Annotated in this window: 23 protein-coding genes, 1 tRNA gene and 1 riboswitch; of the genes, 14 read left to right on the forward strand and 10 right to left on the reverse strand. The window is 67.4% G+C overall.

The features are described from left to right. Window positions 1-46 precede the first annotated feature (46 nt). Window positions 47-424 carry a hypothetical protein gene (locus ABD243_RS00130; RefSeq protein ID WP_237563498.1) on the reverse strand — a complete coding sequence of 126 codons (378 nt, stop codon included), beginning with the start codon at window positions 422-424 and terminating at the stop codon, window positions 47-49. Between the two features lie 273 nt (window positions 425-697). Further along, window positions 698-1,552, reverse strand: coding sequence for a LysR substrate-binding domain-containing protein (locus ABD243_RS00135; RefSeq protein WP_344360673.1), 855 nt, complete (start codon window positions 1,550-1,552; stop codon window positions 698-700). A gap of 155 nt (window positions 1,553-1,707) precedes the next feature. Here ABD243_RS00135 and ABD243_RS00140 point away from each other — a divergent pair, with 155 nt between their 5' ends. Beyond that, window positions 1,708-3,081 (forward strand): MFS transporter, encoded by a 1,374-nt coding sequence (locus tag ABD243_RS00140; RefSeq protein WP_344360676.1) that lies wholly within the window; start codon window positions 1,708-1,710, stop codon window positions 3,079-3,081. Between the two features lie 111 nt (window positions 3,082-3,192). On the opposite strand, the gene ABD243_RS00145 is transcribed toward ABD243_RS00140, so the two are convergent. From ABD243_RS00145 to ABD243_RS00155, 3 genes are all read right to left on the reverse strand, one after another. Continuing rightward, on the reverse strand, window positions 3,193-4,353 hold the full coding sequence (locus ABD243_RS00145; protein WP_344360678.1) for a N(5)-(carboxyethyl)ornithine synthase: 1,161 nt from the start codon (window positions 4,351-4,353) through the stop codon (window positions 3,193-3,195). Continuing rightward, window positions 4,350-4,499: a hypothetical protein gene (locus ABD243_RS00150; RefSeq protein WP_018774018.1), complete on the reverse strand. Its 150-nt coding sequence runs from the start codon at window positions 4,497-4,499 to the stop codon at window positions 4,350-4,352. Before ABD243_RS00150 ends, ABD243_RS00145 begins: the two co-directional genes overlap by 4 nt. A 110-nt stretch (window positions 4,500-4,609) precedes the next feature. Next, window positions 4,610-4,683 (reverse strand) — tRNA-Gly (locus tag ABD243_RS00155). Between the two features lie 277 nt (window positions 4,684-4,960). On the opposite strand from ABD243_RS00155, the gene ABD243_RS00160 reads away from it, so the two are divergent. Continuing rightward, on the forward strand, window positions 4,961-5,407 hold the full coding sequence (locus ABD243_RS00160) for an SRPBCC family protein (RefSeq protein WP_344360681.1): 447 nt from the start codon (window positions 4,961-4,963) through the stop codon (window positions 5,405-5,407). A gap of 78 nt (window positions 5,408-5,485) precedes the next feature. Next, complete coding sequence (gene dcd / locus ABD243_RS00165) at window positions 5,486-6,061, forward strand: dCTP deaminase (protein WP_091254534.1); 576 nt, start codon at window positions 5,486-5,488, stop codon at window positions 6,059-6,061. A gap of 25 nt (window positions 6,062-6,086) precedes the next feature. Here the strand turns inward: dcd and ABD243_RS00170 are convergent, their stop codons facing one another. Genes ABD243_RS00170 through ABD243_RS00180 form a run of 3 tightly spaced genes read right to left on the reverse strand, consistent with a single transcriptional unit; the run spans window position 6,087 to window position 9,213 of the window. Next, window positions 6,087-7,283: a cation:proton antiporter gene (locus ABD243_RS00170; RefSeq protein ID WP_116767897.1), complete on the reverse strand. Its 1,197-nt coding sequence runs from the start codon at window positions 7,281-7,283 to the stop codon at window positions 6,087-6,089. A 5-nt stretch (window positions 7,284-7,288) separates the two neighbouring features. After that, window positions 7,289-7,771, reverse strand: coding sequence for a cation:proton antiporter regulatory subunit (locus ABD243_RS00175; RefSeq protein WP_091254529.1), 483 nt, complete (start codon window positions 7,769-7,771; stop codon window positions 7,289-7,291). Between the two features lie 38 nt (window positions 7,772-7,809). Beyond that, on the reverse strand, window positions 7,810-9,213 hold the full coding sequence (locus tag ABD243_RS00180; RefSeq protein WP_344360689.1) for an MFS transporter: 1,404 nt from the start codon (window positions 9,211-9,213) through the stop codon (window positions 7,810-7,812). Window positions 9,214-9,416: 203 nt separating this feature from the next. On the opposite strand from ABD243_RS00180, the gene ABD243_RS00185 reads away from it, so the two are divergent. The 7 genes from ABD243_RS00185 to ABD243_RS00215 are packed head-to-tail and all read left to right on the forward strand — an operon-like array spanning window position 9,417 to window position 16,736. Next, the gene (locus ABD243_RS00185) at window positions 9,417-12,470 is read left to right on the forward strand and encodes a Na+/H+ antiporter subunit A (protein WP_344360692.1); all 3,054 of its coding nucleotides are present in this window, start codon (window positions 9,417-9,419) and stop codon (window positions 12,468-12,470) included. Beyond that, window positions 12,467-13,081: a Na(+)/H(+) antiporter subunit C gene (locus ABD243_RS00190; RefSeq protein WP_344360695.1), complete on the forward strand. Its 615-nt coding sequence runs from the start codon at window positions 12,467-12,469 to the stop codon at window positions 13,079-13,081. Before ABD243_RS00185 ends, ABD243_RS00190 begins: the two co-directional genes overlap by 4 nt. Continuing rightward, the gene (locus ABD243_RS00195) at window positions 13,078-14,703 is read left to right on the forward strand and encodes a Na+/H+ antiporter subunit D (RefSeq protein ID WP_344360698.1); all 1,626 of its coding nucleotides are present in this window, start codon (window positions 13,078-13,080) and stop codon (window positions 14,701-14,703) included. Before ABD243_RS00190 ends, ABD243_RS00195 begins: the two co-directional genes overlap by 4 nt. Continuing rightward, complete coding sequence (locus ABD243_RS00200; RefSeq protein ID WP_116767892.1) at window positions 14,700-15,245, forward strand: Na+/H+ antiporter subunit E; 546 nt, start codon at window positions 14,700-14,702, stop codon at window positions 15,243-15,245. The genes ABD243_RS00195 and ABD243_RS00200 overlap by 4 nt, the downstream gene beginning before the upstream one ends. Then, entirely contained in the window at window positions 15,242-15,520 is a 279-nt protein-coding gene (locus ABD243_RS00205) for an MrpF/PhaF family protein (RefSeq protein WP_116767891.1), read from the forward strand. The genes ABD243_RS00200 and ABD243_RS00205 overlap by 4 nt, the downstream gene beginning before the upstream one ends. Continuing rightward, window positions 15,510-15,905 (forward strand): monovalent cation/H(+) antiporter subunit G, encoded by a 396-nt coding sequence (gene mnhG / locus ABD243_RS00210; RefSeq protein WP_344360701.1) that lies wholly within the window; start codon window positions 15,510-15,512, stop codon window positions 15,903-15,905. The genes ABD243_RS00205 and mnhG overlap by 11 nt, the downstream gene beginning before the upstream one ends. A 60-nt stretch (window positions 15,906-15,965) precedes the next feature. Then, a complete protein-coding gene (locus tag ABD243_RS00215) occupies window positions 15,966-16,736 on the forward strand; it encodes an ion transporter (protein ID WP_344360704.1) in 771 nt (256 codons plus the stop codon). A 23-nt stretch (window positions 16,737-16,759) separates the two neighbouring features. On the opposite strand, the gene ABD243_RS00220 is transcribed toward ABD243_RS00215, so the two are convergent. Continuing rightward, entirely contained in the window at window positions 16,760-17,020 is a 261-nt protein-coding gene (locus ABD243_RS00220) for a DUF4235 domain-containing protein (RefSeq protein WP_344360707.1), read from the reverse strand. A gap of 118 nt (window positions 17,021-17,138) precedes the next feature. Here ABD243_RS00220 and ABD243_RS00225 point away from each other — a divergent pair, with 118 nt between their 5' ends. After that, window positions 17,139-17,897: a DUF4386 family protein gene (locus tag ABD243_RS00225; RefSeq protein WP_344360709.1), complete on the forward strand. Its 759-nt coding sequence runs from the start codon at window positions 17,139-17,141 to the stop codon at window positions 17,895-17,897. Here ABD243_RS00225 and ABD243_RS00230 read toward each other — a convergent pair. Further along, complete coding sequence (locus ABD243_RS00230; protein WP_344360711.1) at window positions 17,894-18,439, reverse strand: heme-degrading domain-containing protein; 546 nt, start codon at window positions 18,437-18,439, stop codon at window positions 17,894-17,896. The two genes, ABD243_RS00225 and ABD243_RS00230, sit on opposite strands and share 4 nt — an antisense overlap. A gap of 185 nt (window positions 18,440-18,624) precedes the next feature. After that, window positions 18,625-18,768, forward strand: a riboswitch (TPP riboswitch). Window positions 18,769-18,834: 66 nt separating this feature from the next. On the opposite strand from ABD243_RS00230, the gene ABD243_RS00235 reads away from it, so the two are divergent. From ABD243_RS00235 to ABD243_RS00245, 3 genes are read left to right on the forward strand one after another with little or no spacing between them, the layout of a single operon-like run. Beyond that, a complete protein-coding gene (locus tag ABD243_RS00235; protein ID WP_091254502.1) occupies window positions 18,835-19,482 on the forward strand; it encodes an ECF transporter S component in 648 nt (215 codons plus the stop codon). Window positions 19,483-19,537: 55 nt separating this feature from the next. Next, window positions 19,538-21,160: an ABC transporter ATP-binding protein gene (locus ABD243_RS00240; RefSeq protein ID WP_344360716.1), complete on the forward strand. Its 1,623-nt coding sequence runs from the start codon at window positions 19,538-19,540 to the stop codon at window positions 21,158-21,160. Beyond that, window positions 21,157-21,960 carry an energy-coupling factor transporter transmembrane component T family protein gene (locus ABD243_RS00245; RefSeq protein WP_116767883.1) on the forward strand — a complete coding sequence of 268 codons (804 nt, stop codon included), beginning with the start codon at window positions 21,157-21,159 and terminating at the stop codon, window positions 21,958-21,960. Before ABD243_RS00240 ends, ABD243_RS00245 begins: the two co-directional genes overlap by 4 nt. Window positions 21,961-22,031 lie beyond the last annotated feature (71 nt).

Genomic DNA, 22,031 nt, shown 5'->3' on the forward strand with positions numbered 1-22,031 from the left:
ACCGTTGGGTGCGGCGCGGCGGCGATGGCGTTAAGCGCGGAGCCGCCTAGCCGAAGTACCAGCCTGGCGGCACCCACGAGGCCGGGACCGCGTGGGCCGAGAAGTCATCGCAGCCGGAGCAGAAGTAGGTGACCTCGCCGAGCTTGCTGACGGAGCCGTCCCGGCGGTGCGCGGCCGGGATGAAGGTCTCCAGGTAGATGAATTCGTCCGTGCCGCAGCGTTCGCAGAACGGGCTGGCAACAAAATCGGACTCCGCCAAGGTGGCCGGGCGAATTCCCCCGCGGCCCAGGCTGGAGTACTGGGTGGTAGCGGGGTGCTGAATCGTGGCGCCGTGACGCATCGGGGACGTTGCCGGTCGGGCGGACGTAGTCGCGTGGGCGGCGGCCGGTGCGGACAGACGGGGGTGGTTTATGGCTGGCATCATTGTCGGCCTATCCCGAACGCTCTGGCGCCAGCCACAGGGCATCAGCGACGGACAGCGTTCGTTTTTTCGAATCGTTGTCGTGGGCCTCTGCTTGACCTCGGACGATTAATCTTGAGTAGTGTCAGGATAGATGAAGTACCTGCACCGTTCAATGGTCAAGTAAGTACTCCTCGCTACCTGCGTGGTCTGTCAGGTAAGTACGCTGCCCACGTGTGCCGCAGACTAGATCCCGTGGAGTCGATGCCATGGACGGGCCGGCGGGCCGCCCGCGCCTTAGGCCGGGCGCTTCAAAGTCCGGCCCACGATCGCCTGGGTGAGCGCATCGATCACTTCGGTATTGGCCAGGGGATTGCGGATGAGGGTGAAATCGACGTCGCCCACGGGCGGCAGATCGAAGCGGCGGGTAATGATCTTCAGATCCTCCGGGACCAGCGAGAAGGGCATCACGGCCACCCCGATGCCGGCCCGGACGGCGGCCAGCACGCCGCTGATCTGCCGAGTGGTGCAGGTGATCCGCCAGGTCCGGCCGGTGGCCTCAAGGGCGTCGATCGCGAGCTTCCGGCTCAGGCTGGGGGAGGGGTACGCGATCAGCGGCACCGGATCGGCCGGATCCAGCACGGTCTGTTCCAGCCCCACCCAGGCAAAAGCGTCCTGCTGGACCACGGTCCCGTCCTTGGCCCCCGCCACCCATTTCACAAAGACCAGATCCAGTTGCCCCGCGTTGAGGCGCTTGTAGAGCTGGTCGCTCTGGCCCACCGTGAGCTCGAGGTTGATCTGCGGATAGATCTGGCGGAACTCCCGGAGAATGCGGGGCAGCCCGGTGATGGCGAGGTCGTCGGCTGTGCCGAAGCGCAGGCGCCCGCGCATGGCCGATCCGGAGAAATACCGGGCGGCGGCGTCGTGCGCGGCGAGGATGCTCCGGGCAAACCCGGCCATGGCATCGCCGTTGTCCGTCAGCCGCACGTCGCGGGTGTCCCGGGCGATCAGCACGCGCTTGGCGGACGCCTCCAGCTTGCGGACGTGCTGGCTGACGGTGGGCTGCGCCAGGCCGAGGCGTTCCGCGGCCTTCGTGAAACTCAGGGTTTCGGCCACGGCCAGGAAGGAGCGGAGCTGGGCGGGTTCGAACATGTTGGTCTCCCGGATCGGGCGGCTCGGGGCGTGCATTGCGAACGATGTATTGCGTTTTGTAATGCTAGTTATGCGCTGAATAGGCTTCCATAATCTCTTGGGGCCAGCCTAGCGTTAAGTCCATCCCGCTCGCCCGCTCTTTTGAGGACTTTGCCGTGGCACCCTCTCCGCCGCTCGAGGCTAACGCAGCCGCCCTGCCAGACACCATCACCCAACCGATCGCCGTCGTCAACGAGCGCCTGCCGTGGCGCCACACGTTCATCTCCCTGAACGTCCGTAATTTCCGCATCTTCGCGATCGGCCATTTCATCGCCGTGATCGCGCTCTGGATGCAGCGGATCGCCCAGGACTGGCTGGTGCTCCAGCTCTCCGGGTCAGTCACCGCCGTCGGGATCACTGTGGCCCTGCAGTTCCTGCCGTCCCTGTTCCTCGGCCCCTGGGCCGGCATGATGGCGGACCGCTTCGCGAAGCGGAAGATCCTCATGCTGTGCCAGTCCGTCGCCGCGCTGTTGGCGGCAACGCTCGCCGTGCTGGCCCTCAGCCAGCAGATCGAGGTCGCGCACGTGTATGGGATCGCGCTGGTCCTGGGCCTCGTGACCGTGCTGGACCAGCCGGCGCGTCAGGTGTTCGTCAACGAACTCGTGGGTCCCCGCTACCTGCGCAACGCAATCAGCGTGAATTCCACGATCTTCCAGCTCGGCGGACTGATCGGTCCTGCCATCGCCGGGATCCTGCTGACCGCCGTCGGTGCGGGCTGGGCCTTTGCCGCCAACGCCGTGGCCTGCTGCTTCACCGTGTCCATGCTGCTGAGCCTGCGGACGGACCAGCTGCATGTCAGCAGCCCCGTCGCCAAGCGGCGGGGCATGCTGAGGGAAGGGCTGAACTATGCGCTGAGCAAGCCCACCATCTACTGGCCTTGGCTGATGGCCGGGTTCATCGCGGTGTTCGCGATGAGCCTGCCGGTGCTGCTGGCCGCGTTTGCCGACCACGTGTACGACGCCGGTGCCGGCGGCTATGGCCTGCTCAACACCCTCGTGGCACTCGGGGCGCTGGCCGGGGCCATCACCTCGGCCCGGCGGCGCGAACTGCGGCTGCGCTCAGTAGTCCTGGGCGCCGGAATGTACGGCCTCATGTTGTGCCTGGCATCCCTGGCGCCGTCGATGCCCTGGTTCGGTGCGGCGATGGTGCTGGCCGGGTTCTGGTGCCTCATGTTCCTTACCGCCGCGAACCAGCTGGTCCAGGTCAGCGCCAACCTGGCAATCCGCGGGCGCGTCATGAGCCTGTACATCATGGTGCTGATCGGCGGGCAGGCGATCGGCGGCCCGATGATCGGCTGGCTCGCCGAACACGCGAACCCGCACACGGCTGTCCTCATCTCCGGAGGGGTGCCGGTGCTCGCCGCGGCAAGCGTCGCCGTCGTCCTGGCACGGCGGGGGCAGCTCATGCTCAAGGTGGATCTGAAGGACCGGCGCCGGCTGCTGCGGATCGTCCCGAGCCAGGGCCGGCGGCAGGCAGCCGCCGCGTCCTAGCTTTCCGCGCCGATACCGGACAGCCGCGGCGTGGATCCACGCCGCGGCTGTCTTTTTTCGCAGCGGAAAGCACGGAACCGTGCCGAAACCCGGGTCGAGCCGCCGGCGGTACTAACCGGCCAGCGGCAGGTGCGGGTGGTCCGGTTCCCGCTGCTGGAACTGCAGCACGTCCGGGTTCTGGACGACGCCGCCGCGGATTTCGATCGCACGGCGGATGGTCTCGTTCGCGTTCCAGGCTTCGGGGCCGGCAATCACGGTCTCCAGGAACGGCAGGAGCGCCTCGCTGATCTCCCAGCTGGAGGAATCCCAGAGGTAGGACGGGCTGTGGTCCACGGCGTAGTAGTCGATGTGGTCCCCGACCTTGAACATCGGCTTGGCGAACGTGGTGGTTTTCGCCCAGCTGAAGCCCATGCCCTCGTCGCAGGACACATCCACGATCAGGCTCCCGGGCCGGAAAGCGGCCAGGTCCTCCGTGCGCAGGTAGGTCAGGGGCGCGTTGGGGTCCTGCAGGGTGCAGTTGACCACGATGTCGCTCTCGGCGAGGAATGGTGCCAACGGCACGCGCCCGCGCTCGGTGATGACCTCGCTGAGGTACGGCGCTTCGCTGTCGTGGTCGAACTGCGCGATCCGGACCGAGTGGATGGGCGAGCCCACCGCGGCAACACCGCGGTTGGTCAGCACCTGCACGTCATGGACGCCGTGGGCGTTCAAGGCGGTTACCGCGCCGCGGGCCGTTGCGCCGAAGCCGATCACGACGGCGCTCAGCCGGCGGCCGTAGTCCCCGGTGGACCCGGTCAGCGCCAGGGAATGCAGCACGGAGCAGTAGCCGGCGAGCTCGTTGTTCTTGTGGAAGACGTGCAGGCCGAAGCCGCCGTCGCTGGCCCAGTGGTTCATGGCCTCGAAGGCGATGAGCGTGAGTTTCTTGTCGATTGCCAGCTGGGTGATGGCCCGGTCCTGGACGCAGTGCGGCCAGCCCCAAAGGACCTGACCGTCGCGGAGTTCGGCAAGGTCTTCGGGCTGAGGCTTGGGCAAGAGGACGACGTCGGCGTCCGCCAGCAGCTGCTGCCGCGGCGCTATGCGCCCCACGAGGGGCGCGAGGTGCTCGTCCGACACGCCGAAGCGCTCGCCGTAGCCTTCCTCGAGGATCAGCTGCTCCCGGATCTCCGGCGCGATGCGGTCCAGGTGCAGGGGATGGATGGGGAGGCGTCGCTCGTCCGGCTTTCGGGTGCTGGCGAGGATGCCGAGGGTGAGGCGGTTCGGGGACCCGGTCACTTCTTTTTGGGGCTCGCCGTCTTGGCAGCGGTCACTTTGTCGAGGGAGCTGGCCGGCGCTGATGCGGCCCTCTTGTCAGCGCGCTTTTCCTTGATGGATTTGCCGGATTTCTTGGATGCTGCTTGACGGGGGGACTTGTCAGCCATGATTGCTCCTGTAGCGGAACCGAAGAGGTTCCTGACTTCTGACGATACAGGTAGGAACCTAATGGCAGGCCGGAGCGGGGCGGCGTAGCGCCGGAGGCGGAGGGGAGGATTGGAGCGGCTGACGGGAATCGAACCCGCGTATCAAGCTTGGGAAGCTAGCGCTCTACCATTGAGCTACAGCCGCAGTGGGACTGTCCAAAGTGCTGGACTTCTGCCCCGGTGAAACAACGAGATTTACATTACCCCAGTCTGGCGGCGAGGTTGAACACGCCACGTCCGCGCGTTGGCGGATAGGCGGCCGGATCGCCGTCCGCCACGTCTCATAACTCTTCGGACACTCTTGGGCGAAAGCCCGTCACAGGACCCGGTGCGGTGGCCGGTGCTGTCTATCCTGAAATGGTTAGCTGCAGTTCCGGGGAAGCGGGCTACGCCCAATAACCGTCCGCCGAGCAAGGATTTCCGTGGCATTTGCAGAGTACGACGTCGTTATCCGCCGCGATGCCATGAGCGTCTATAACTACCTCATGGACCCTGGCCACCTGCCGCTGTGGCGGGACGGGGTCCGGAGCGTAGAGCTGCTTTCCGGTGCGGCCGGCGCCAAAGGCGCCGTGTACCGGCAGACCATCGCCGGACCGGGCGGACGCCCTGTGGCCGCGGATTTCGAAATCGTCGAGGCGCGGCCGGGCGCGGAAATCCAGTACCAGGTCATCGCCGGGCCGGCCCGGCCGCACGGCGGCTACTACCTGAGCACGGAGGGACCCGGCACACGCGTCCGCTTCGCCCTGAACTGCGAGCCCAAGGGATTCCTGGCCCGGCTGACCAACCCGTTGCGCCGTCGGATGAAGGCTGAGGTCGGCCAGCTCGACCGGCTCAAGTCCATCCTGGAACATATGCCCGCCGCGGAATAGACGGGCCGGGGAAGTAACACTCGGCGTCCGTGCCGGTCCGTGAAGCCGGGTCGGGCGCTGTGCGGTATTTTTGAACCTGTGCTGATCTCTGACCGCGACATTCGAACCGAAATCGACTCCCAGCGGATTGTCCTTGAACCGTTCGACCCGGCGATGGTCCAGCCGTCCTCGGTGGACGTCAGGATCGACAAGTTCTTCCGGCTGTTCGACAACCACAAGTACGCCCACATTGATCCGGCCGAGGAGCAGCCCGAGCTGACCCGCCTGGTGGAGGTGGAATCCGGCGAGCCGTTCATCCTGCACCCGGGCGAGTTCGTCCTGGGCTCCACCTACGAGACCGTGACGCTGCCGGATGACATTGCGGCCCGACTCGAGGGAAAGTCCTCGCTCGGCCGGCTCGGTCTCCTCACGCACTCGACGGCGGGATTCATCGACCCCGGGTTCTCCGGCCACGTCACGCTGGAGCTGTCCAACATGGCCACGCTCCCCATTAAGCTGTGGCCCGGCATGAAGATTGGCCAGCTGTGCTTCTTCCGGCTTTCCTCGGCCGCCGAGCACCCCTACGGTTCGGGGGAGTACGGCAACCGCTACCAGGGCCAGCGCGGCCCGACAGCCAGCCGCAGCCACCTGAATTTCCACCGCACCGACATTTAGGGCCGTTTCCGGCGCAGTCTCAGGCTTACGCTTGCCCCGATGTCCGGACAGCCGGGCGCCGGACCGGGCGGCGCAGCAGCCGGACGACTGGTTCCACGAAACGGGCGGCCAGCGGCCCCGCGATCGCCATGATCAGAACATAGGCCGTGGCGAGGGCCGCCAGATCCGCGGGCACGACACCCGAGGCAACGGCGAGGCCGGCGATGACAATGGAGAACTCGCCGCGCGCGATCAGCGCGGCCCCCGCGCGGAAGCGGCCGGGAATTCCGATGCCGGCCCGTTTGGCCGCCCAGAATCCGGTGATCATCTTGGTGGCTGCCGTCACCAGGGCCAGCAGCAGCGCCCAGCCCAGGACGGGCGGGATGGACCGTGGGTCCGTGTTGAGGCCAAAGACAACAAAGAAGATCGCCGCGAAAAGGTCCCGGAGCGGCTCCAGGATGCGGGTGGCGCTGTGGGCCGTGGCGCCGGAAATCGCGATGCCGAGCATGAACGCGCCTACCGCCGCGGAGACCTGCATGGCGGCTGCGAGCCCCGCCACCAGCAGCGCAGCACCGAGCAGATTGAGCAGGAAGACCTCGGAGTTCTCACTGTGCACGGCTTTGGACACGTGGTGGCCGTGCCGGAGGGCCACTACCAGGACCAGGGTGACGACGGCGAGGGAGATGCCCACGGTCTGCAGGCCCATCAGGAAACTGACTCCGGCCAGAGTGGCGGTCAGGATCGGGAGGTACACGGCCATGGCGAGGTCCTCGAACACCAGGATGGCGAGGACCACCGGGGTTTCCCTGTTGCCGATCCGGCCAAGATCGGTGATGACTTTCGCCGCGATCCCGGACGATGAAATGTACGTCACCCCGCCCATCACCATGGCTCCCACGACGCCCCATCCCAGTATCAGGGCGAGCCCTGCGCCGGGCAGGAAATTGAGCAGAAGGTCCAGGACGCCGGCCTGCCAGGACCGCCGCAGCCCGGTGACGAGCTCGGCCGCCGTATATTCCAGACCGAGCATAAGCAGCAGGAGGATGACGCCGATCTCGCCGGAAAGATGGGCGAACTCGTGCATCCCTTCGAGCTTGACGAGGCCTCCGGCGCCGAAGAACAGACCGCCCACCAGGTAGAGCGGAATAGGGGACATGCCGATCCGCCCGGCCAGTCTGGCCAGCAGGCCGAGACAGAAGACGACAGCCCCCAGCTCGATCAGGGTCAGCGCGAGCGGATCCATCCCGCTTATCCGTTGCGAAGAATGCTGGCCGCCGTGTCCAGGCCTTCTTGCGTTCCGACTGCGACGAGGAGGTCGCCGGGGTGGAGGACGACGTCGGGCCCCGGCGAGGGGAGGACCTCGCCCTCGCGCATGATGGCCACGATTGAGACCCCGCTGCGGGTCCGGATGCAGGCCTTTCCCATCGGCTGGTTGTGGAAGGGGGATTCGGCACTGATTGAGAACTGGCGCGTCACGATGCCCGGGACTTCCCGGTGGGCTTCCGAGAGCTGCATGGCGAGGCGCTGGCCACCCAGGAGGTTGCCCAGGGCGGCGGCCTCGTCCGCCGTCAGCGGAATGGAGGCCTGGCAGGTATCAGGATCGTCCCAGGTCGAAACGATGAGTTCCGTTTGGCCTTCACGGTATTCGACCACGCCGATCCGGCGTCCCGAGGCAGTCATGAAGTCCTTGCGCCGGCCGAGGCCGGGGAGGTCCGTCTCATCCACGTTCATATCTTCAGCCTAGTGCGCGAACCGGAAATTCGGACGCCTCAGGCCGCGGGGACGACCGCGATTTCGGTTCTGTCCGGGGCCTTGACCGGCAGGAGGACGAGCAGGCCCGCAAGCAGCACCACCATGATGCCCAGGATGCCCCAACGCTGGGCCTCGCCGGTGGCCGCGAGGGGGGTGGCGACGGTGATGCACAGGGTAAAAAGGGCCGGAGCAATGAAACTCACAGCCCGGCCTGTGGTGGCGTAGAGCCCGAAGAGCTCGCCGGATTCCCCGTGCGGGGCGAGCCGGGCGAGGTACGCGCGGGAGGACGACTGGGCCGGTCCCACGAAGAGGCACAGGAAGAGACCGAAGATCCAGAAGGTGGTGGTGCCGGCCCAGGCCAGGCCGAGGAATTCGTAGCTTCCGTTGCCGAGCACCAGGATGGCGGTGCCCGCGAGCAGCAGTCCGGCCAGGGACGCGATAATCACGGCCTTCGGCCCGATCCTGTCATCCAGGAAGCCACCGAAAACGGCCCCGACGGCCGCCACGACATTTCCGAAGATCGCGAAGAAGATGACGTCCTTGAGCTCGAAGCCAAAGGTTCCGGCCGCGATCACGCCGCCGAAGGTGAACACGGCGGCCAGACCGTCCCGGAAGATGGCGCTTGCGAGGAGGAAGTAGATGGTGTGCGGGCTGGTCCGGTAGATCGCCTTGATGCGCCGGACCAGCAGGCCGTAGGAGGCGAAGAAGCCCAGCCGCGCGCCCCGTCCGGCGCGCGGCAACTCCGGCACGGCGAAGAGCACGGGCAGGGCGAAAATGAAGAACCACAGGGCCGAAAACACTGCCACAAGCCGGATGTTGAGACTGTCCGCGGTGGAGGCGCCAATCCAGTCGAAGCTGGGCTGGACAAAGAGTTGGAGCACAATCAGCAGCGCCACAATGCCGCCGAGGTACCCCATGCCCCAGCCGAAGCCGCTGACCTTGCCGATGTTCCGCGGGGTGGAAATCTGCGCGAGCATGGCGTTGTAGTTGACGCCCGCGAATTCGAAGAAGACATTGCCCAGCGCAATCAGCGTGACGCCGAGGAGCAGGAATTCCGGCCGCGGGAAGACGAAGAAACACAGCCCGGTCAGGACCGCGACGGCGGCCGTGTTGACCCCCAGCCACAGCTTGCGCCGGCCCCCGGTGTCCGAGCGCTGCCCGGTGACGGGGGCCAGCAGGGCGATGGCCACGCCGGCAACGGCCAGCGCGGCGCCCAGGACCGCCGAGGCTTGGTCCTCGCCGCCGAAGGCCCTGGAGGTCAGGTAGACGGTGAAAACGAAGGTTGTCATGACGGCATTGAAGGCTGCCGAGCCCCAGTCCCACGACGCCCACGCGAGGATCCGACCCTTGTGCGAGACGGGACTTCCCGCTTCCAGTTCCGACGACGGTCGCATGGCCTCGGGGGCGGCGGCAGTGTTCATAGCCAGAATCGTAGCCGCCCAGGACGCCCGCGGCCTGTCCCCCGCGGGAGTCCCTGGCGGCTTTTGCTACGAATTATTCAGTGGCCGGCGTCCCTGCCAAAAGAATTTGTACACGCTTGGTAAACTGTCCGCACCGAACCTAACAAATGAACCGCCTGCTCTAACTTGCTGACAATCGAATTTCTGACGTTGCGGAGACACCAGTGATCACAGTCCTTGCCGTGCACTTTGCGGTGGCTGTCGTGGCCCCGCTGCTGTTCCGAAAGTTCGGCAGGAATTCGTTCTATGCCCTGGCCGCGGTTCCCGCGGCCTCCTTCATCTGGCTGCTCCTGCAGCACGATGCCGTTTATTCAGGGGCAGTCAATTCAGACAGCGCGATCGCCGAGGCGATCCCCTGGGTTCCCGCCCTCCAGCTGGAACTCGCGTTCCGGATGGACGCGCTGGCCTGGGTCATGTCCCTGCTGGTTCTTGGGGTCGGCGCGCTGGTGCTGGTCTACTGCGCCCGGTACTTCAAGAACAAGGACGACTACCTCGGCGGGTTCGGGGCCCAACTTCTGGCCTTCGCCGGTGCCATGTTCGGCCTCGTCACCGCTGATGACCTCCTGCTGATGTTCATCTTCTGGGAACTGACCACGGTGCTGTCCTACCTGCTGATCGGCTACGCTCGGACCAGGCTGTCCGCACGGCGCTCGGCGCTGCAGGCCCTCATGGTGACCACGGCCGGCGGACTGGCCATGCTAGTGGGGCTCATCATCCTGGGTTCGACGGCCGGAACCTACCGGATCCAGGCCATTCTGGACATGGCCCCCGCGCTCGTCACCGGCCCCGCGGCAGGCGCCGTGAGCGCCGCCGTCGTCCTGATCCTGATCGGTGCGATCACCAAATCCGCCCTGGTTCCGTTCCACTTCTGGCTCCCCGGAGCGATGGCCGCCCCCACGCCCGTGAGCGCCTACCTGCACGCCGCGGCCATGGTGAAGGCGGGGATCTACCTGGTGGCCCGGCTCGCCCCCGGGTTCGCCGGGATCCCGCCGTGGCTGCCGATCGTGCTGGGCCTGGGCCTGGCGACCATGCTGGTCGGCGGCTACCGGGCCCTCCGGCAAACCGATATCAAACTCATCCTCGCCTACGGCACCGTGAGCCAGCTGGGCTTCCTGACCATGGTGGTGGGCCTCGGCACTCCCGAGGCGGCGCTCGCCGGACTCGCCCTGCTCTTGGCGCACGGATTGTTCAAGGCCACGCTGTTCCTGGTGGTGGGCATCATCGACCACCAAGCGGGGACACGGGACATCCGCAAGCTCTCCGGCGTCTACGGCTCGGCCCGGGCACTGGCGGTCGTAGCGGCGATCGGTGCGGCCTCGATGGCGGGCGTCCCCCCGCTGGCCGGCTACGTCGCCAAGGAATCGGTGTTCGAGGCCTTCATCCAATACAGCTCGGAGTCCGGGACCGGGCCCTGGCTGCTGGGAGGCGTGGTCCTCGGCTCCGTCCTGACCTTCGCCTACAGCGCCCGCTTCATGTGGGGCGCCTTCGCCGTCAAGCCCGGCGTGGAGCCCACGGCATTCAAACCGATCAAACCCGCATTCCTGGCCGCACCGGCAATCCTGAGCCTCCTCACGATCCTGTACGGCCTGTGGCCCGCCGCCGTCGACGGCTGGATCCAGCCCTATGCGGAACTCTTTGTGGACGGCTCCGGCTCCTCGCCCGGCCACCTGGCGCTGTGGCACGGCGTCACCCCGGCCCTGGGGCTGACCGCGGTGACGTTCGCCCTGGGCCTGGCCATGTTCTACGGCCGCAACGCCGTGGCCCGGCTGCAGGCCTTCGTGCCGGGCTGGATCGACGCCGACCGCGCGTACCAGCAGACGATCGGCGCGCTGGACGACACCGCCGTCTGGGTCACCGGCCGGACCCAGCGAGGCTCGCTGTTCTTCTACCTCTCCGTCATCCTGACCGTGGCGTTCGTCCTGCCGCTGACGGCGCTGCTCGTGGCCAACAAGCCGCTCCCGCCCGGACTCTATGTCATCGATCCGGGCTCGCCGCTGCAGCTGGTGGCCGGTGCGGGAGTCGTGATCGGCGCGCTCGCCGCGGTCCGCGCCAACAAGCGGTTCCTGGCCGTCCTGATGGTGTCCGTCACCGGCTACGGCATTGCCCTGATGTTCGCGCTGCAGGGCGCCCCTGACCTCGCGCTGACCCAGATGCTGGTCGAAACGATCATTCTGGTGGCGTTCGTGCTGGCCATGCGGAGCCTCCCCGCGGGGCTGCGGGACCGCACCGGCGGGAAATACCGGGTCATCCGCGTGGTGATCGGCCTGGCGTTCGGCGCCACCATGATCTTCGTGGCCATCTATGCCCTCGGCGCCCGCGTGGCCGAACCGGTCTCCCTGCAGTTCCCGCAGCTGGCCTACGAGGGCGGCGGCGGCCTCAACGTCGTCAACGTGACCCTCGTGGATATCCGCGCCTGGGACACCTTTGGCGAGATCTCCGTCCTGGCCCTGGCCGCCACCGGCGTGGCCAGCCTCATCTTCGTCCGAGGCCGCGGCGACCGCATCCGGACGGCCGCCACAGTCGCGGAAGGGACCGTCGGCCGGTTGACCGGGGCCCGGGGCAGCACCCGGGACGATGCCGCCCTGGCCATGAACCGTCGGTTCGCTGCAGCCACCCGGGACGCCTGGCTGGTGGCCGGCCGGACTCTGGCCCCCGAACGCCGCTCGATCATCTTCGAGGTGGTCACCCGCCTGATCTTCCACTCCATGATCGTGTTCTCCATCTATCTGCTGCTCGCCGGCCACAACCTGCCCGGCGGCGGCTTCGCCGGCGGCCTCACAGCCGGACTCGCCCTGACCATCCGCTACCTCGCCGGCGGCCGCTTCGAACTGCGCGAAGCCACGCCGGTCGGCGCCGGTACCCTGCTGGGAATCGGCCTGGCCACCGCCGCGGCCGCCGGAATGACGCCGCTGCTGCTGGGCGGACAGGTGTTCCAGAGCGCCATCGTCGAACTGTGGCTGCCCGTGTTCGGCGACATCAAGTTCGTCACCTCGACCATCTTCGACATCGGCGTGTACGTCGTCGTGGTCGGCCTGGCCCTGGACGTGCTGCGCAGCCTGGGGGCCGAAATCGACGAGCACTTCGAGGAACAGCCCGAGCCATCCGACGAAGGGCCATCCGACGAAGGGCCGTCCGACGATGGGCCGTCCGATGACGATGAGGGCGGTCTCCCGGCTGAAACAGCCGACGCGGAAACGACAGCCAGGGGGAAAGCATGAGCGTCAATCTGACCCTGCTGACGGTCATGGGGGCCCTGTACGCCTGCGGCATCTACCTCATCCTTGAACGCAGCCTCACCCGGGTCCTGCTGGGCCTCATGCTGCTGGCCAACGCCACCAACCTCCTGATCCTCGCCACCGGCGGGTACGCCGGACTGGCGCCGATCTTCGACAAGACCACCCCCGCCGGGGACTACAGCGACCCCCTCCCGCAGGCCCTGATCCTGACCTCGATCGTGATCTCCTTCGCCGTCACGGCGTTCATGCTGGGTATCATCTACCGGACCTGGGTCCTGGCCCGCCAGGATGAAATCCAGGACGACGCCGAGGACCGCCGCGTCGCGGAAACCCCGAGCTTTGACGCCGAGGACGATTCCGTGATTCCGGTCGAGACCTCGGAGTTTCCGCTGGCGATGATCGGCTCCGACGGCGCCGGGCTGGTGGACACCCCTGTCGGTGGAGGTCCGGGTCCCGGATCCGGCTCCAGCCAGGGAAGCGGTGCGGCCGCGGTCATGTCCGGCGACCGCCCGGTGCGGGCCGAACAGGCCGCCTCCGAAGAACAGCCCGGCTCCCTGAATGTTGACCCCAGACCGGAAGGAGGCGGACAGTGAACATCGCCAGCTTTGCCCCGCTCGCCGTCGTACTCCCCATCCTGGGCGCCGCCCTGACGTTTCTGCTGATCCGCCACTCCCGGGCCCAGCGGGCTGTCAGCATCGCCATCCTGACCGTGACCCTGCTGCTGGAATGCTGGCTGCTGGCCTCCGTTTGGGAGGGCGGGACGGCCGCGGTGAATATCGGCGGGTGGATGCCGCCCTGGGGGATCGTGCTGGTGGTGGACCAGTTCTCCTCGCTCATGCTCGTGGTGTCCTCGGCCGTGAGCCTTGCAGTGCTGATCTACGCAACCGGACAGGGCATGGCCGACGGCGACCGCGACGCGCCGGTCTCGATCTTCCACCCGACCTACCTGATCCTCGTCGCCGGGGTGTCCAACGCCTTCCTCTCCGGAGACCTCTTCAACCTCTACGTCGGCTTTGAGATCCTGCTGACCGCCAGCTACGTGCTCATCACCCTCGGCGGCACGGGACCGCGCATCCGGGCCGGCGTGACCTACGTGGTGGTCTCCGTGGTGTCTTCGGTGCTGTTCCTGATCGCGATCGCCATGATCTACGGGGCCACCGGAACCATCAACATGGCGGACCTCGCCATCAAGCTCGGGGACCTGGACCAGGGCACCCGGACGCTGCTGCACGTCATGCTCCTGGTGGCCTTCGGCATCAAAGCCGCCGTCTTCCCCCTGTCTTTCTGGCTCCCCGACTCCTATCCCACCGCGCCGGCCCCCGTCACCGCGGTGTTTGCCGGGCTGCTGACCAAGGTGGGTGTCTACGCCATGGTCCGCACGGAGACGCTGCTCTTCCCGGGGGATGCACTCAACGCCCCGCTCATGGTCGCGGCGCTGCTGACCATGGTGGTGGGAATCCTCGGCGCCCTGGCCCAAAGCGACATCAAGCGACTCCTGTCCTTCACCCTCGTCAGCCACATCGGCTACATGGTGTTCGGCCTGGCCATGTCCACGGTGGCCGGGTTGGGCGCCGCGGTGTTCTACGTGGCCCACCACATCACCATCCAGACCAGCCTGTTCCTGGTGACCGGCCTGATTGAACGCCGGGGCGGCAGCTCGTCCATGGACCGCGTCGCCGGGCTGGCCAAGCTCTCCCCGGTCCTGGGCGTGCTGTTCTTCATTCCGGCCATGAACTTGGCCGGCATCCCGCCGTTCTCGGGCTTCCTGGGCAAACTGGGGCTCCTGCAAGCGGGCATCGAACTCGGGACGCCGCTGGCCTACGCACTGGTGATCGGGGGAGTGCTGACCAGTCTGTTGACCCTGCTGGCGATCGCCAGGGTCTGGAACCGGGCGTTCTGGCGCAAGCCCGAGGACGCGGAACACCCCGATCCGGTGCTCCTGGCCGCACCGGAGGATTCCGCGACCGGAGACCGGGCCGGCCGGACCAACGTGACCCTCCTGCCGCGCACCATGGTGGGCTCCACCCTGGGCCTGGTGCTCTTTGGCGTGGCCCTGACCGTCTTTGCCGGGCCGTTGTTCAAGGTCGCGGACCAGTCCGCCCACGAGATGCTGGACAGGTCCGCCTACATCCACGCCGTGCTTGGCGAGGACGCCCCGGTCCCGCCGGTGCCGTCGGCGGTCCGGCCCGGCCAGCAGCAGGGCGGCGGGAAATGAACCGGAAAAGGATCTCCCTGCGCCAGGAACTGCCGCTGCTGGTGTGGCTCGTGTTTGTCTGGGGTGCCCTGTGGCAGAACTTCAGCCCCGGCAACCTCCTCTTCGGCGCCCTCATCGCCGTGGTCGTGGCGCGGGTTTTCTACCTGCCCCCGGTGGAACTCGGCGGCCGCTTCAATGTGCTCCGCGCCGTCCCCTTCGCCGTCGTCTTCCTCGGAAAAGTCGTCGCGGCCAGCTTCCAGGTCCTCTACCTCGCCGTGGTCCGCGGCCCGGACGTGGTCAGCGCAATCGTCGCCGTGCCGCTGCGGAGCCATTCGGACCTCCTGGTGACGGCCACCGGGCACGTGATCTCGCTGATTCCCGGATCACTCGTGGTGGAGGTGGACAGGTCCACGTCCACCCTCTACATTCACGGCATCAACGTCCGCAACGCCCAGGACGCGGCCAAGCTGCGCAAGGAAGTCCGCGACACCGAGGCCGGGCTGATCAGGATCATGGGGACCAAAGAGGAACTGTCCGCACTTGCCCAGGAGGCCGCCGCATGATGCAGATCGTCCTGACGGTGACAGCCGTCGTACTTTCCCTGGCCGCCGCGGGGGCGATCATCCGGATCGCGCGGGGCCCGTCGCTGCTGGACCGGGTGCTGGCCGCCGACGTGCTCCTGGCCATCTTCGGTGCGGCCCTGTGCATCGACATGGCCGCTAACCGGCACCTGAACAACCTGATGCTGCTGGTGGCTATTTCCCTCATCGGGTTCGTCGGCTCGGTCACCGTGGCCAGGTTCGTGGCCGACCGGAGGGAGAACGTCCGTGAATCCTGAAACAGTGATCGACGCCGTCTCTGCCGTGTTTATGGTGGTCGGCGCCCTGATGTCCCTCGGCGCGGCCGTCGGACTGCTGCGGTTCCCGGACCTCATGAGCAGGATGCACGCCGCCACCAAACCGCAGGTCCTGGGGCTCTTCCTGCTCCTGGCCGCCCTTGGCCTGCAGATGCGCACCTGGTGGGTGTGGCCCGTCCTGGTGGTGGCGTGGCTCTTCCAACTGCTGACCGTCCCAGTTTCAGCCCACATGGTGGGGCGGGCCGGCTACCGCACCAAGCACCTGCACCCGGAACTGCTGAGCGCCGACGAACTTGAGGCCGTTGTTCAGAAGGCCGCCCGGCAGGCGGCTGCCCGCCATGGAACGGACGACGACGCCAATCGTTGAGGGTGGACCGATACGAAAATAGTGGCGGCCGCGCGGCTGCTTGCGTGCCAGAATCCTCACATGACCAAGGAACGCAGTGAACTGAAGAGCATCGGATACGAGATCTTCATCGGTATCCTTTCGATCCTGTCGATCGTGAATCTCTTGCTCTTGTATGCCGTGCAGGAGAAGTCCCTCGACACCGTACTCACCGTGATGAACTCCGTTTTCAGCGCGATCTTCGTCGCCGACTTCCTTTACCGGATCTTCACCGCGCCATCGGCGGGCGCCTATTTCTTCAAGCACTTCGGCTGGGCCGACCTCTTGGCGAGCGTGCCTGTGGCGCAATTCAAGATCCTGCGCATCTTCCGGCTGATCCGGGTGTACCGCCTGCTCCGCGATGTCGGCATCCGCACGATCGGCCGCGCGCTGAGCAAAGATCGGGCTGGCAGTTCCCTGTACATACTGCTGCTCATGGGCATATTGGTGCTGGAATTCGGAAGCCTCTCGGTGCTCCGCGTCGAGCAGGGCGCCCCGGGGGCCAATATCAGGACCGCTTCGGACGCCCTCTGGTACACGATCGTCACGATCTCGACAGTCGGATACGGAGACCAATATCCGGTCACGGATGCGGGCCGTATTATCGGGGCAGGCATCATTGTCATCGGTGTCGGCATCTTCGGTACGTTCACCGGTTACCTTGCCAACTTCTTCCTGTCGCCCAAGAAGAAGGAACCCGCGCCGCCCGTTGAGTCGGCCGACACGGGTACGGTCGAAGGACTCCGCCTGCGCCTCGAAGAGTCCGAAGCCAAGCTCACCGAGATCAGGAAGCTGCTCGTCGAGCCAAGCTAGTCAACGTCCTTGAAACGCCCTCGTTAGACGACGTCCTGGGTCTTGGCGAAGCGGGTGATCGCGCGCTGGGTGCCGCGGTTGGCGAGCACCTGGATGACGGTGCTGACCGCGGCCGAGATCAGCGCGAACGCCAATGCGTGGTGCAGCGTGGTGGGGACGTCGTCGTTGTCCGTGGGCGGCTTGCTGCCCGTGGACTTCTCCCAGACGGTGTCAACGAGCTTGGCACCGGCGTAACCGGCCAGGAGGCTGACGCCGGTGCCGAGCAGCTTGATGAAGAGGTTCATTCTTCGTAACTCCTTAGGGGAGGAAACAGGGCTGCCCCTAGCCTAGCGTTCCTTGCCCGGGCATCCGGACAGGGCCAACGCCCCTGTATTGCCTCGCCCGCCGGACGTACTTTTGAGCATGGAACAGCCCCGGACCCGCCCGCTCGGCCATGCCCGGGGCGCCGCGGCGGACAGTCAGAGCTGGCGGCAACTCTACTTCTGGGCCGGAATCTCCGCCGTCGCGTTCGTGGCGTTGTTGATCGTGGCAGTGGTTCTGGACGCCATTGCCCCGCCACCGATCCACGGCGGTGCCGAAACCCTCGAGTTCATCGCCGGGCACAAGGCGGCCTACGTCGCCGAACAACTCCTGTGGACCGTGCCCAACATTCTTCCGGTTCTGGTATTCGTGACCCTCTTCGTGGCACTCGCCCCGCTGAACAAGAGCCTGGCCCTCATGGCCACGGTGATCGGCGCCCTGCCGTGGGCGCTGTTCCTGGCCGTTCCGGTCACGAGCCGCGGATCGATGATCCTGGTCAATCTCAGTGACAGCTACGCGAACGCGATCGGCACCGCCGGGGCCGATGCCCGGCTCCGCTATGCCGCCGCGGCGGAGGCGCTGATCGCCGAGAACAACACGCCTGCCGCCGTCGGCGTCCTGTCCGCGCTCGGCATCCTGCTGATGTCGCTGACCATGCTCAAGGGCGTGCTGCCCCGTGCGGTGGCCTGGCTCGGGGTGGCCGCGGGCGCGGTTGGCGTGGTGGCGGAGGTACTCCGTTTCGCCGTTCCGGAGGTCTACCTGGTGTACGGCATCCTGATGTGGGCCTGGTTCACGGCGGTGGGGATTGCGCTGATCCGGCTGTCCCGGAGGACGCCGCGCGCGGACGGCGCCGCCGCCTAAGCTCCCGGCGTGAGGACCGTCCGTAAAGCCTCGACCACGAGGTCGTGGTCTGCCTTCTGCGGCAGCCCGGAGACAGTCACGACGGCTACGGCACCGGTGCCGCGCACGTAGATGGGGAACGCTCCGCCGTGGGCGGCGAACTCCATCTGATCGAACCAGGCGTTGTCCTCGATCCTTCCGCCGGCAGCGCGGGCCCGGAGGCCCACCAGCAGGGACGGGACCTCGTAGCGCTGGGCCGTGCGCTTCTTGGCGTTGATCCAGCGTTCGTTGTCCGGAGTGGCGCCGTCCAGCGCCGCGTGGAAGAGCACCTGCTCGCCCTTGGTGATGTCGACGGCGATGGGCAGCGAGCGTTGCCTGCCCAGTTCGACCAGGAGCAGCCCGAGGTCCAGGGCATCGTCCTTGCTGAACGATGCGAACTGGAGCGCATCCATTTCGGCCAGCACGCCGCCAATGAGCGCCGCCAGGGAACCGTGCGGTTGCGGCTCGCTCGAGTCCGGGTCGTACTCGGAGGAGGGATCTGGCGTGGCCGGTGTGTGCGTCAAAATGGTCCAGCTTTCCGTGGGCGACAAGGCCGCCCGCTCGCGGGTCCGGGGGCCGACACGTCGACTCTACCAAGCGGCTCTTCCCGGCCGCGGGGAGCGCCTGGGGCAGGCCGCGGATTGTGACAGCACTCCACTGATAACCCGGGCCGTTCGGGTGTAAACTGAGCCAGCCCACAAGGGCGAAATAATTACGACAGGGGAGCGCCGCCGTCGGGCATCGCCGGAATAGTCCGGGGAAACCAGTGGTGGGCGCTGAGAGTGCGGACAGCCGCAGACCCTCGAACCTGATCCGGTTAGTACCGGCGCAAGGGAGTCGAGTTCTCAGGGTGCGCGGAGGGCGGCGGAAGCCGAGGCCGGCCGGAGCACCCTCCCCTCCTGTTCCTCAGGAGGACGACATGACAGATATTTCAGCACAGCATGGTTCCAGCAGCCGTTCATCGGCCCGGCGCACCTACAACTGGCGTGTGGTGGACATTGTGGTTGCCGCCTTGATCGCCGTCGCCGGGGGCGTCATCTTCTGGGCCTGGGATCAGGGCGCGAACCTGATTTCCACCCCGGTCAACGCGATCTACCCGCCGCTCAGCGGACTCTACGCCGGCGGATGGATGATCCCGGCAGTGCTCGGCATGCTCATCATCCGCAAGCCTGGGGCAGCCCTCTTCTGCGAGACGGTGGCGGCCACGGGCGAGCTGATCATGGGCTCGCAGTACGGCACCACGGTCCTGATCTCCGGAGTGCTGCAGGGCCTCGGCGCGGAACTGGTGTTCGCGGCCTTCCTCTACAAGAAGTTCAACCTCCCGGTGTCCCTCCTGGCCGGAGCCGGCGCGGGCCTCTTCTGCGGCCTGAACGACTCCTTCCTGCCGTGGGGCTGGAACATTGCCTACGAAGCCGGCGACAAGCTCGCCTACATCGTCTTCACCACCATCTCCGGCGCCGTGATTGCCGGCGGACTGTCCTGGCTCGCCACCCGCGGCCTGGCCAAGACCGGCGTGCTGGGCTCCTTTGCCTCCCGCAAGGCCGCCACGGAGCCTGTCTTCTCCTGAACCACGTTCCTGCACCCACTCCGGAACGGCCCTCTTGGAATTGCACAGGCGACTCATGACATCTTCACCAGGCGTACGCCCGGCCGCCGTCACAGCCCGCGGCTGGGGCTGGCGGCACGCCGGAAGGCTCCGGCCTGCGGTCAGCGGACTTGACCTGGACATCCGGCCGGGGGAGCGCGTGCTCCTGCTGGGCCCGTCCGGCGCCGGCAAATCGACGCTGCTCCACGCCCTAGCGGGTGTGCTCGGGGACAGCACGGCGGGGGAAGCCGGCGACGCCGAAGAATCCGACGAGTCCGGCAGCCTGCTGATCGATGGCGCTGTGCCCCGGGCGCAGCGCGGCCGCGCCGGGCTCGTGCAGCAGGACCCGGAAACCCAGGTGGTGCTATCGCGCCTCGGCGACGACGTCGCCTTCGGCGCCGAAAACCTCTCTGTCCCGGCCGGGGAGATCTGGCCGCGGGTCCGCGAGGCGCTCGACGACGTCGGGCTGGGCTGGCTGCCGCTGGACCACCCGACGTCGGCGCTGTCCGGCGGCCAAAAGCAGCGCCTGGCGCTCGCCGGGATCCTCGCGATGCGGCCGGGGTTGCTGCTGCTCGACGAGCCCACCGCCAACCTGGATCCCGCCGGCGTCCTGGAAGTCCGCGATGCCGTTGGCCGCTGCCTGGACAAGACCGGCGCCACCCTGGTGGTGGTGGAGCACCGTGTGGCTGTCTGGAAGGACCTCGTGGACCGGATCGTGGTGCTGCAGCCCGGGTCCGCCACGGACTCCGCGGTCCTGATTGACGGGCCGCCGGACCAGGTCCTGGCCGAGGCGCGGGACATGCTCATCGGTGCGGGCGTCTGGGTGCCCGGCTACGTGCCCGCAACACGTACCCGGACCGCCCCGGCCTCCGGGCAGCTCCTGCTCTCATCGGACGCCCTCGCGGTCTCCCGCGAGCGGCCGCGGCGGGCTGGACTGCGCCAGGGTTTCCGCACGATTGCGCCGCGCCCCGTGCAATCCGGGGTCATGGCCCGGGTCCGCGCCGGAGAGGCCTTGACCATCACCGGGCAGAACGGTTCGGGCAAGTCGACCCTGGCACTGACGCTCGCCGGCCTCCTGCGCCCCGTGGCGGGGACGGTCTCCGCCACGACGGAACTCAGTGGTTGCGCCAATGGTCGCGTAGGCGATGGCGCCGGGACCGACCCGTACCGGTGGAAAGCCCAGCAGCTGATCGCCAGGATCGGGACCGTGTTCCAGGAACCCGAGCACCAGTTTGTCACCGGCAGGGTCCACGATGAACTCATGTTCGGGCCCCGCCACCTCGGCTACGGCGAGGACCGTGTGGACGAGCTCCTGGAGCGGCTGCGGCTGACGGAGCTCGTGGACGCCAACCCCTACACGCTCTCGGGCGGCGAGAAACGGCGCCTCTCGGTGGCCACCGTGCTGGCGGCGCACCCGCAGGTACTGGTCCTGGACGAGCCCACGTTCGGCCAGGACGCCAACACCTGGGCCGAGCTTGCCTCGTTCCTCTCTGAACTTCTCGATGCCGGCACCGCCGTCGTCTCCGTGACGCACGACGCCGAATTCAGCGCCGTCCTTGGCGGCACCGAACTGCGCCTCCACGGCCGGGACGCCGCCGGGTCGGGGGCCGTCAACGCCGCCGGCCCGGACCGGGACCTGCCGGAGGCGGCCGCATCATGAGGGACGAACTGAGCGTCCGCGGCAACCATGCGCTGCTGACCCGCGCCAACCCGCTCGCGAAGTTCACGGCGGTCACCATGGTCACCCTGGTGCTGGCTCTGTCCATCGACTGGGTCTCTGCCTCGGTGGCGCTGGCCTTCGAACTGATGCTTCTGCCGCTGGCCGGGCTGACCGTTGCCCTGCTGTGGCAGCGCGGCTGGCCGCTGATCCTCGCGGCGGCGCTCGGCGGCTGGAGCACCGCCATCCTGGCGCCCGACGCCGGAGCCGTCCTGTTCGACGCCGGGATCTGGTCCATCAGCGCCGGCTCCCTGCAGCTCGGGATCGGTTTCATGCTCCGCGGGCTCGCGATCGCCCTGCCTGCGGTGCTGCTGATGAGCTGCACCGACCCCACGGACCTGGCCGACGCCCTGGCCCAGAACGCGAAACTGCCGCACCGGTTTGTCCTGGGCACCTTGGCCGCCATGCGGCTCGTGGGAATCATGGCCGAGCAATGGCAGACCATCGGGATGGCCCGGCGCGCCCGCGGCGTGGGCTCAAGCGGCAACCCCTACCAGCGCTTCCGCGCCACCATGGGCCAAAGCTTCGGCTTGCTGGTCCAGGCGATCCGGAGCGCGTCCCGGCTCGCGGTGACCATGGAGGCCCGCGGGTTCGGCGGCGCGGCGCGGACCTGGGCCAGGCCGTCCACGTTCAGCGGACTCGACGCCTGGGTGCTTTTGGGCGGGCTGGGCATTGCGGCAGCCGCCGTCGCGGCAGCCCTCGGCGCGGGCACCTGGAACCTCGTCTTCCTCACCCGCCAGTAGCCGCGGCAGCGTCCGGCGCGCCTGCGCGCTGCCGCTTGTCACAGCGCCGCCGCGCCGGTTATCGCATGATG

The sequence above is a fragment of the Arthrobacter humicola genome (assembly GCF_039531445.1).
GTDB classification, from domain to species: domain Bacteria; phylum Actinomycetota; class Actinomycetes; order Actinomycetales; family Micrococcaceae; genus Arthrobacter; species Arthrobacter humicola.

Excerpts from the sequence above, each read along its gene's own strand:
- ABD243_RS00135 (WP_344360673.1), bottom strand. The coding sequence starts at position 1,552 with ATGTTCGAACCCGCCCAGCTCCGCTCCTTCCTGGCCGTGGCCGAAACC.
- ABD243_RS00130 (WP_237563498.1), bottom strand. The coding sequence starts at position 424 with ATGATGCCAGCCATAAACCACCCCCGTCTGTCCGCACCGGCCGCCGCC.
- ABD243_RS00150 (WP_018774018.1), bottom strand. The coding sequence starts at position 4,499 with ATGGCTGACAAGTCCCCCCGTCAAGCAGCATCCAAGAAATCCGGCAAA.
- ABD243_RS00240 (WP_344360716.1), top strand. The coding sequence starts at position 19,538 with ATGACATCTTCACCAGGCGTACGCCCGGCCGCCGTCACAGCCCGCGGC.
- ABD243_RS00180 (WP_344360689.1), bottom strand. The coding sequence starts at position 9,213 with ATGAACACTGCCGCCGCCCCCGAGGCCATGCGACCGTCGTCGGAACTG.
- ABD243_RS00225 (WP_344360709.1), top strand. The coding sequence starts at position 17,139 with ATGGAACAGCCCCGGACCCGCCCGCTCGGCCATGCCCGGGGCGCCGCG.
- ABD243_RS00205 (WP_116767891.1), top strand. The coding sequence starts at position 15,242 with ATGATGCAGATCGTCCTGACGGTGACAGCCGTCGTACTTTCCCTGGCC.
- ABD243_RS00175 (WP_091254529.1), bottom strand. The coding sequence starts at position 7,771 with ATGAACGTGGATGAGACGGACCTCCCCGGCCTCGGCCGGCGCAAGGAC.
- ABD243_RS00235 (WP_091254502.1), top strand. The coding sequence starts at position 18,835 with ATGACAGATATTTCAGCACAGCATGGTTCCAGCAGCCGTTCATCGGCC.
- ABD243_RS00215 (WP_344360704.1), top strand. The coding sequence starts at position 15,966 with ATGACCAAGGAACGCAGTGAACTGAAGAGCATCGGATACGAGATCTTC.
- ABD243_RS00245 (WP_116767883.1), top strand. The coding sequence starts at position 21,157 with ATGAGGGACGAACTGAGCGTCCGCGGCAACCATGCGCTGCTGACCCGC.
- ABD243_RS00190 (WP_344360695.1), top strand. The coding sequence starts at position 12,467 with ATGAGCGTCAATCTGACCCTGCTGACGGTCATGGGGGCCCTGTACGCC.
- ABD243_RS00200 (WP_116767892.1), top strand. The coding sequence starts at position 14,700 with ATGAACCGGAAAAGGATCTCCCTGCGCCAGGAACTGCCGCTGCTGGTG.
- ABD243_RS00220 (WP_344360707.1), bottom strand. The coding sequence starts at position 17,020 with ATGAACCTCTTCATCAAGCTGCTCGGCACCGGCGTCAGCCTCCTGGCC.
- ABD243_RS00170 (WP_116767897.1), bottom strand. The coding sequence starts at position 7,283 with ATGGATCCGCTCGCGCTGACCCTGATCGAGCTGGGGGCTGTCGTCTTC.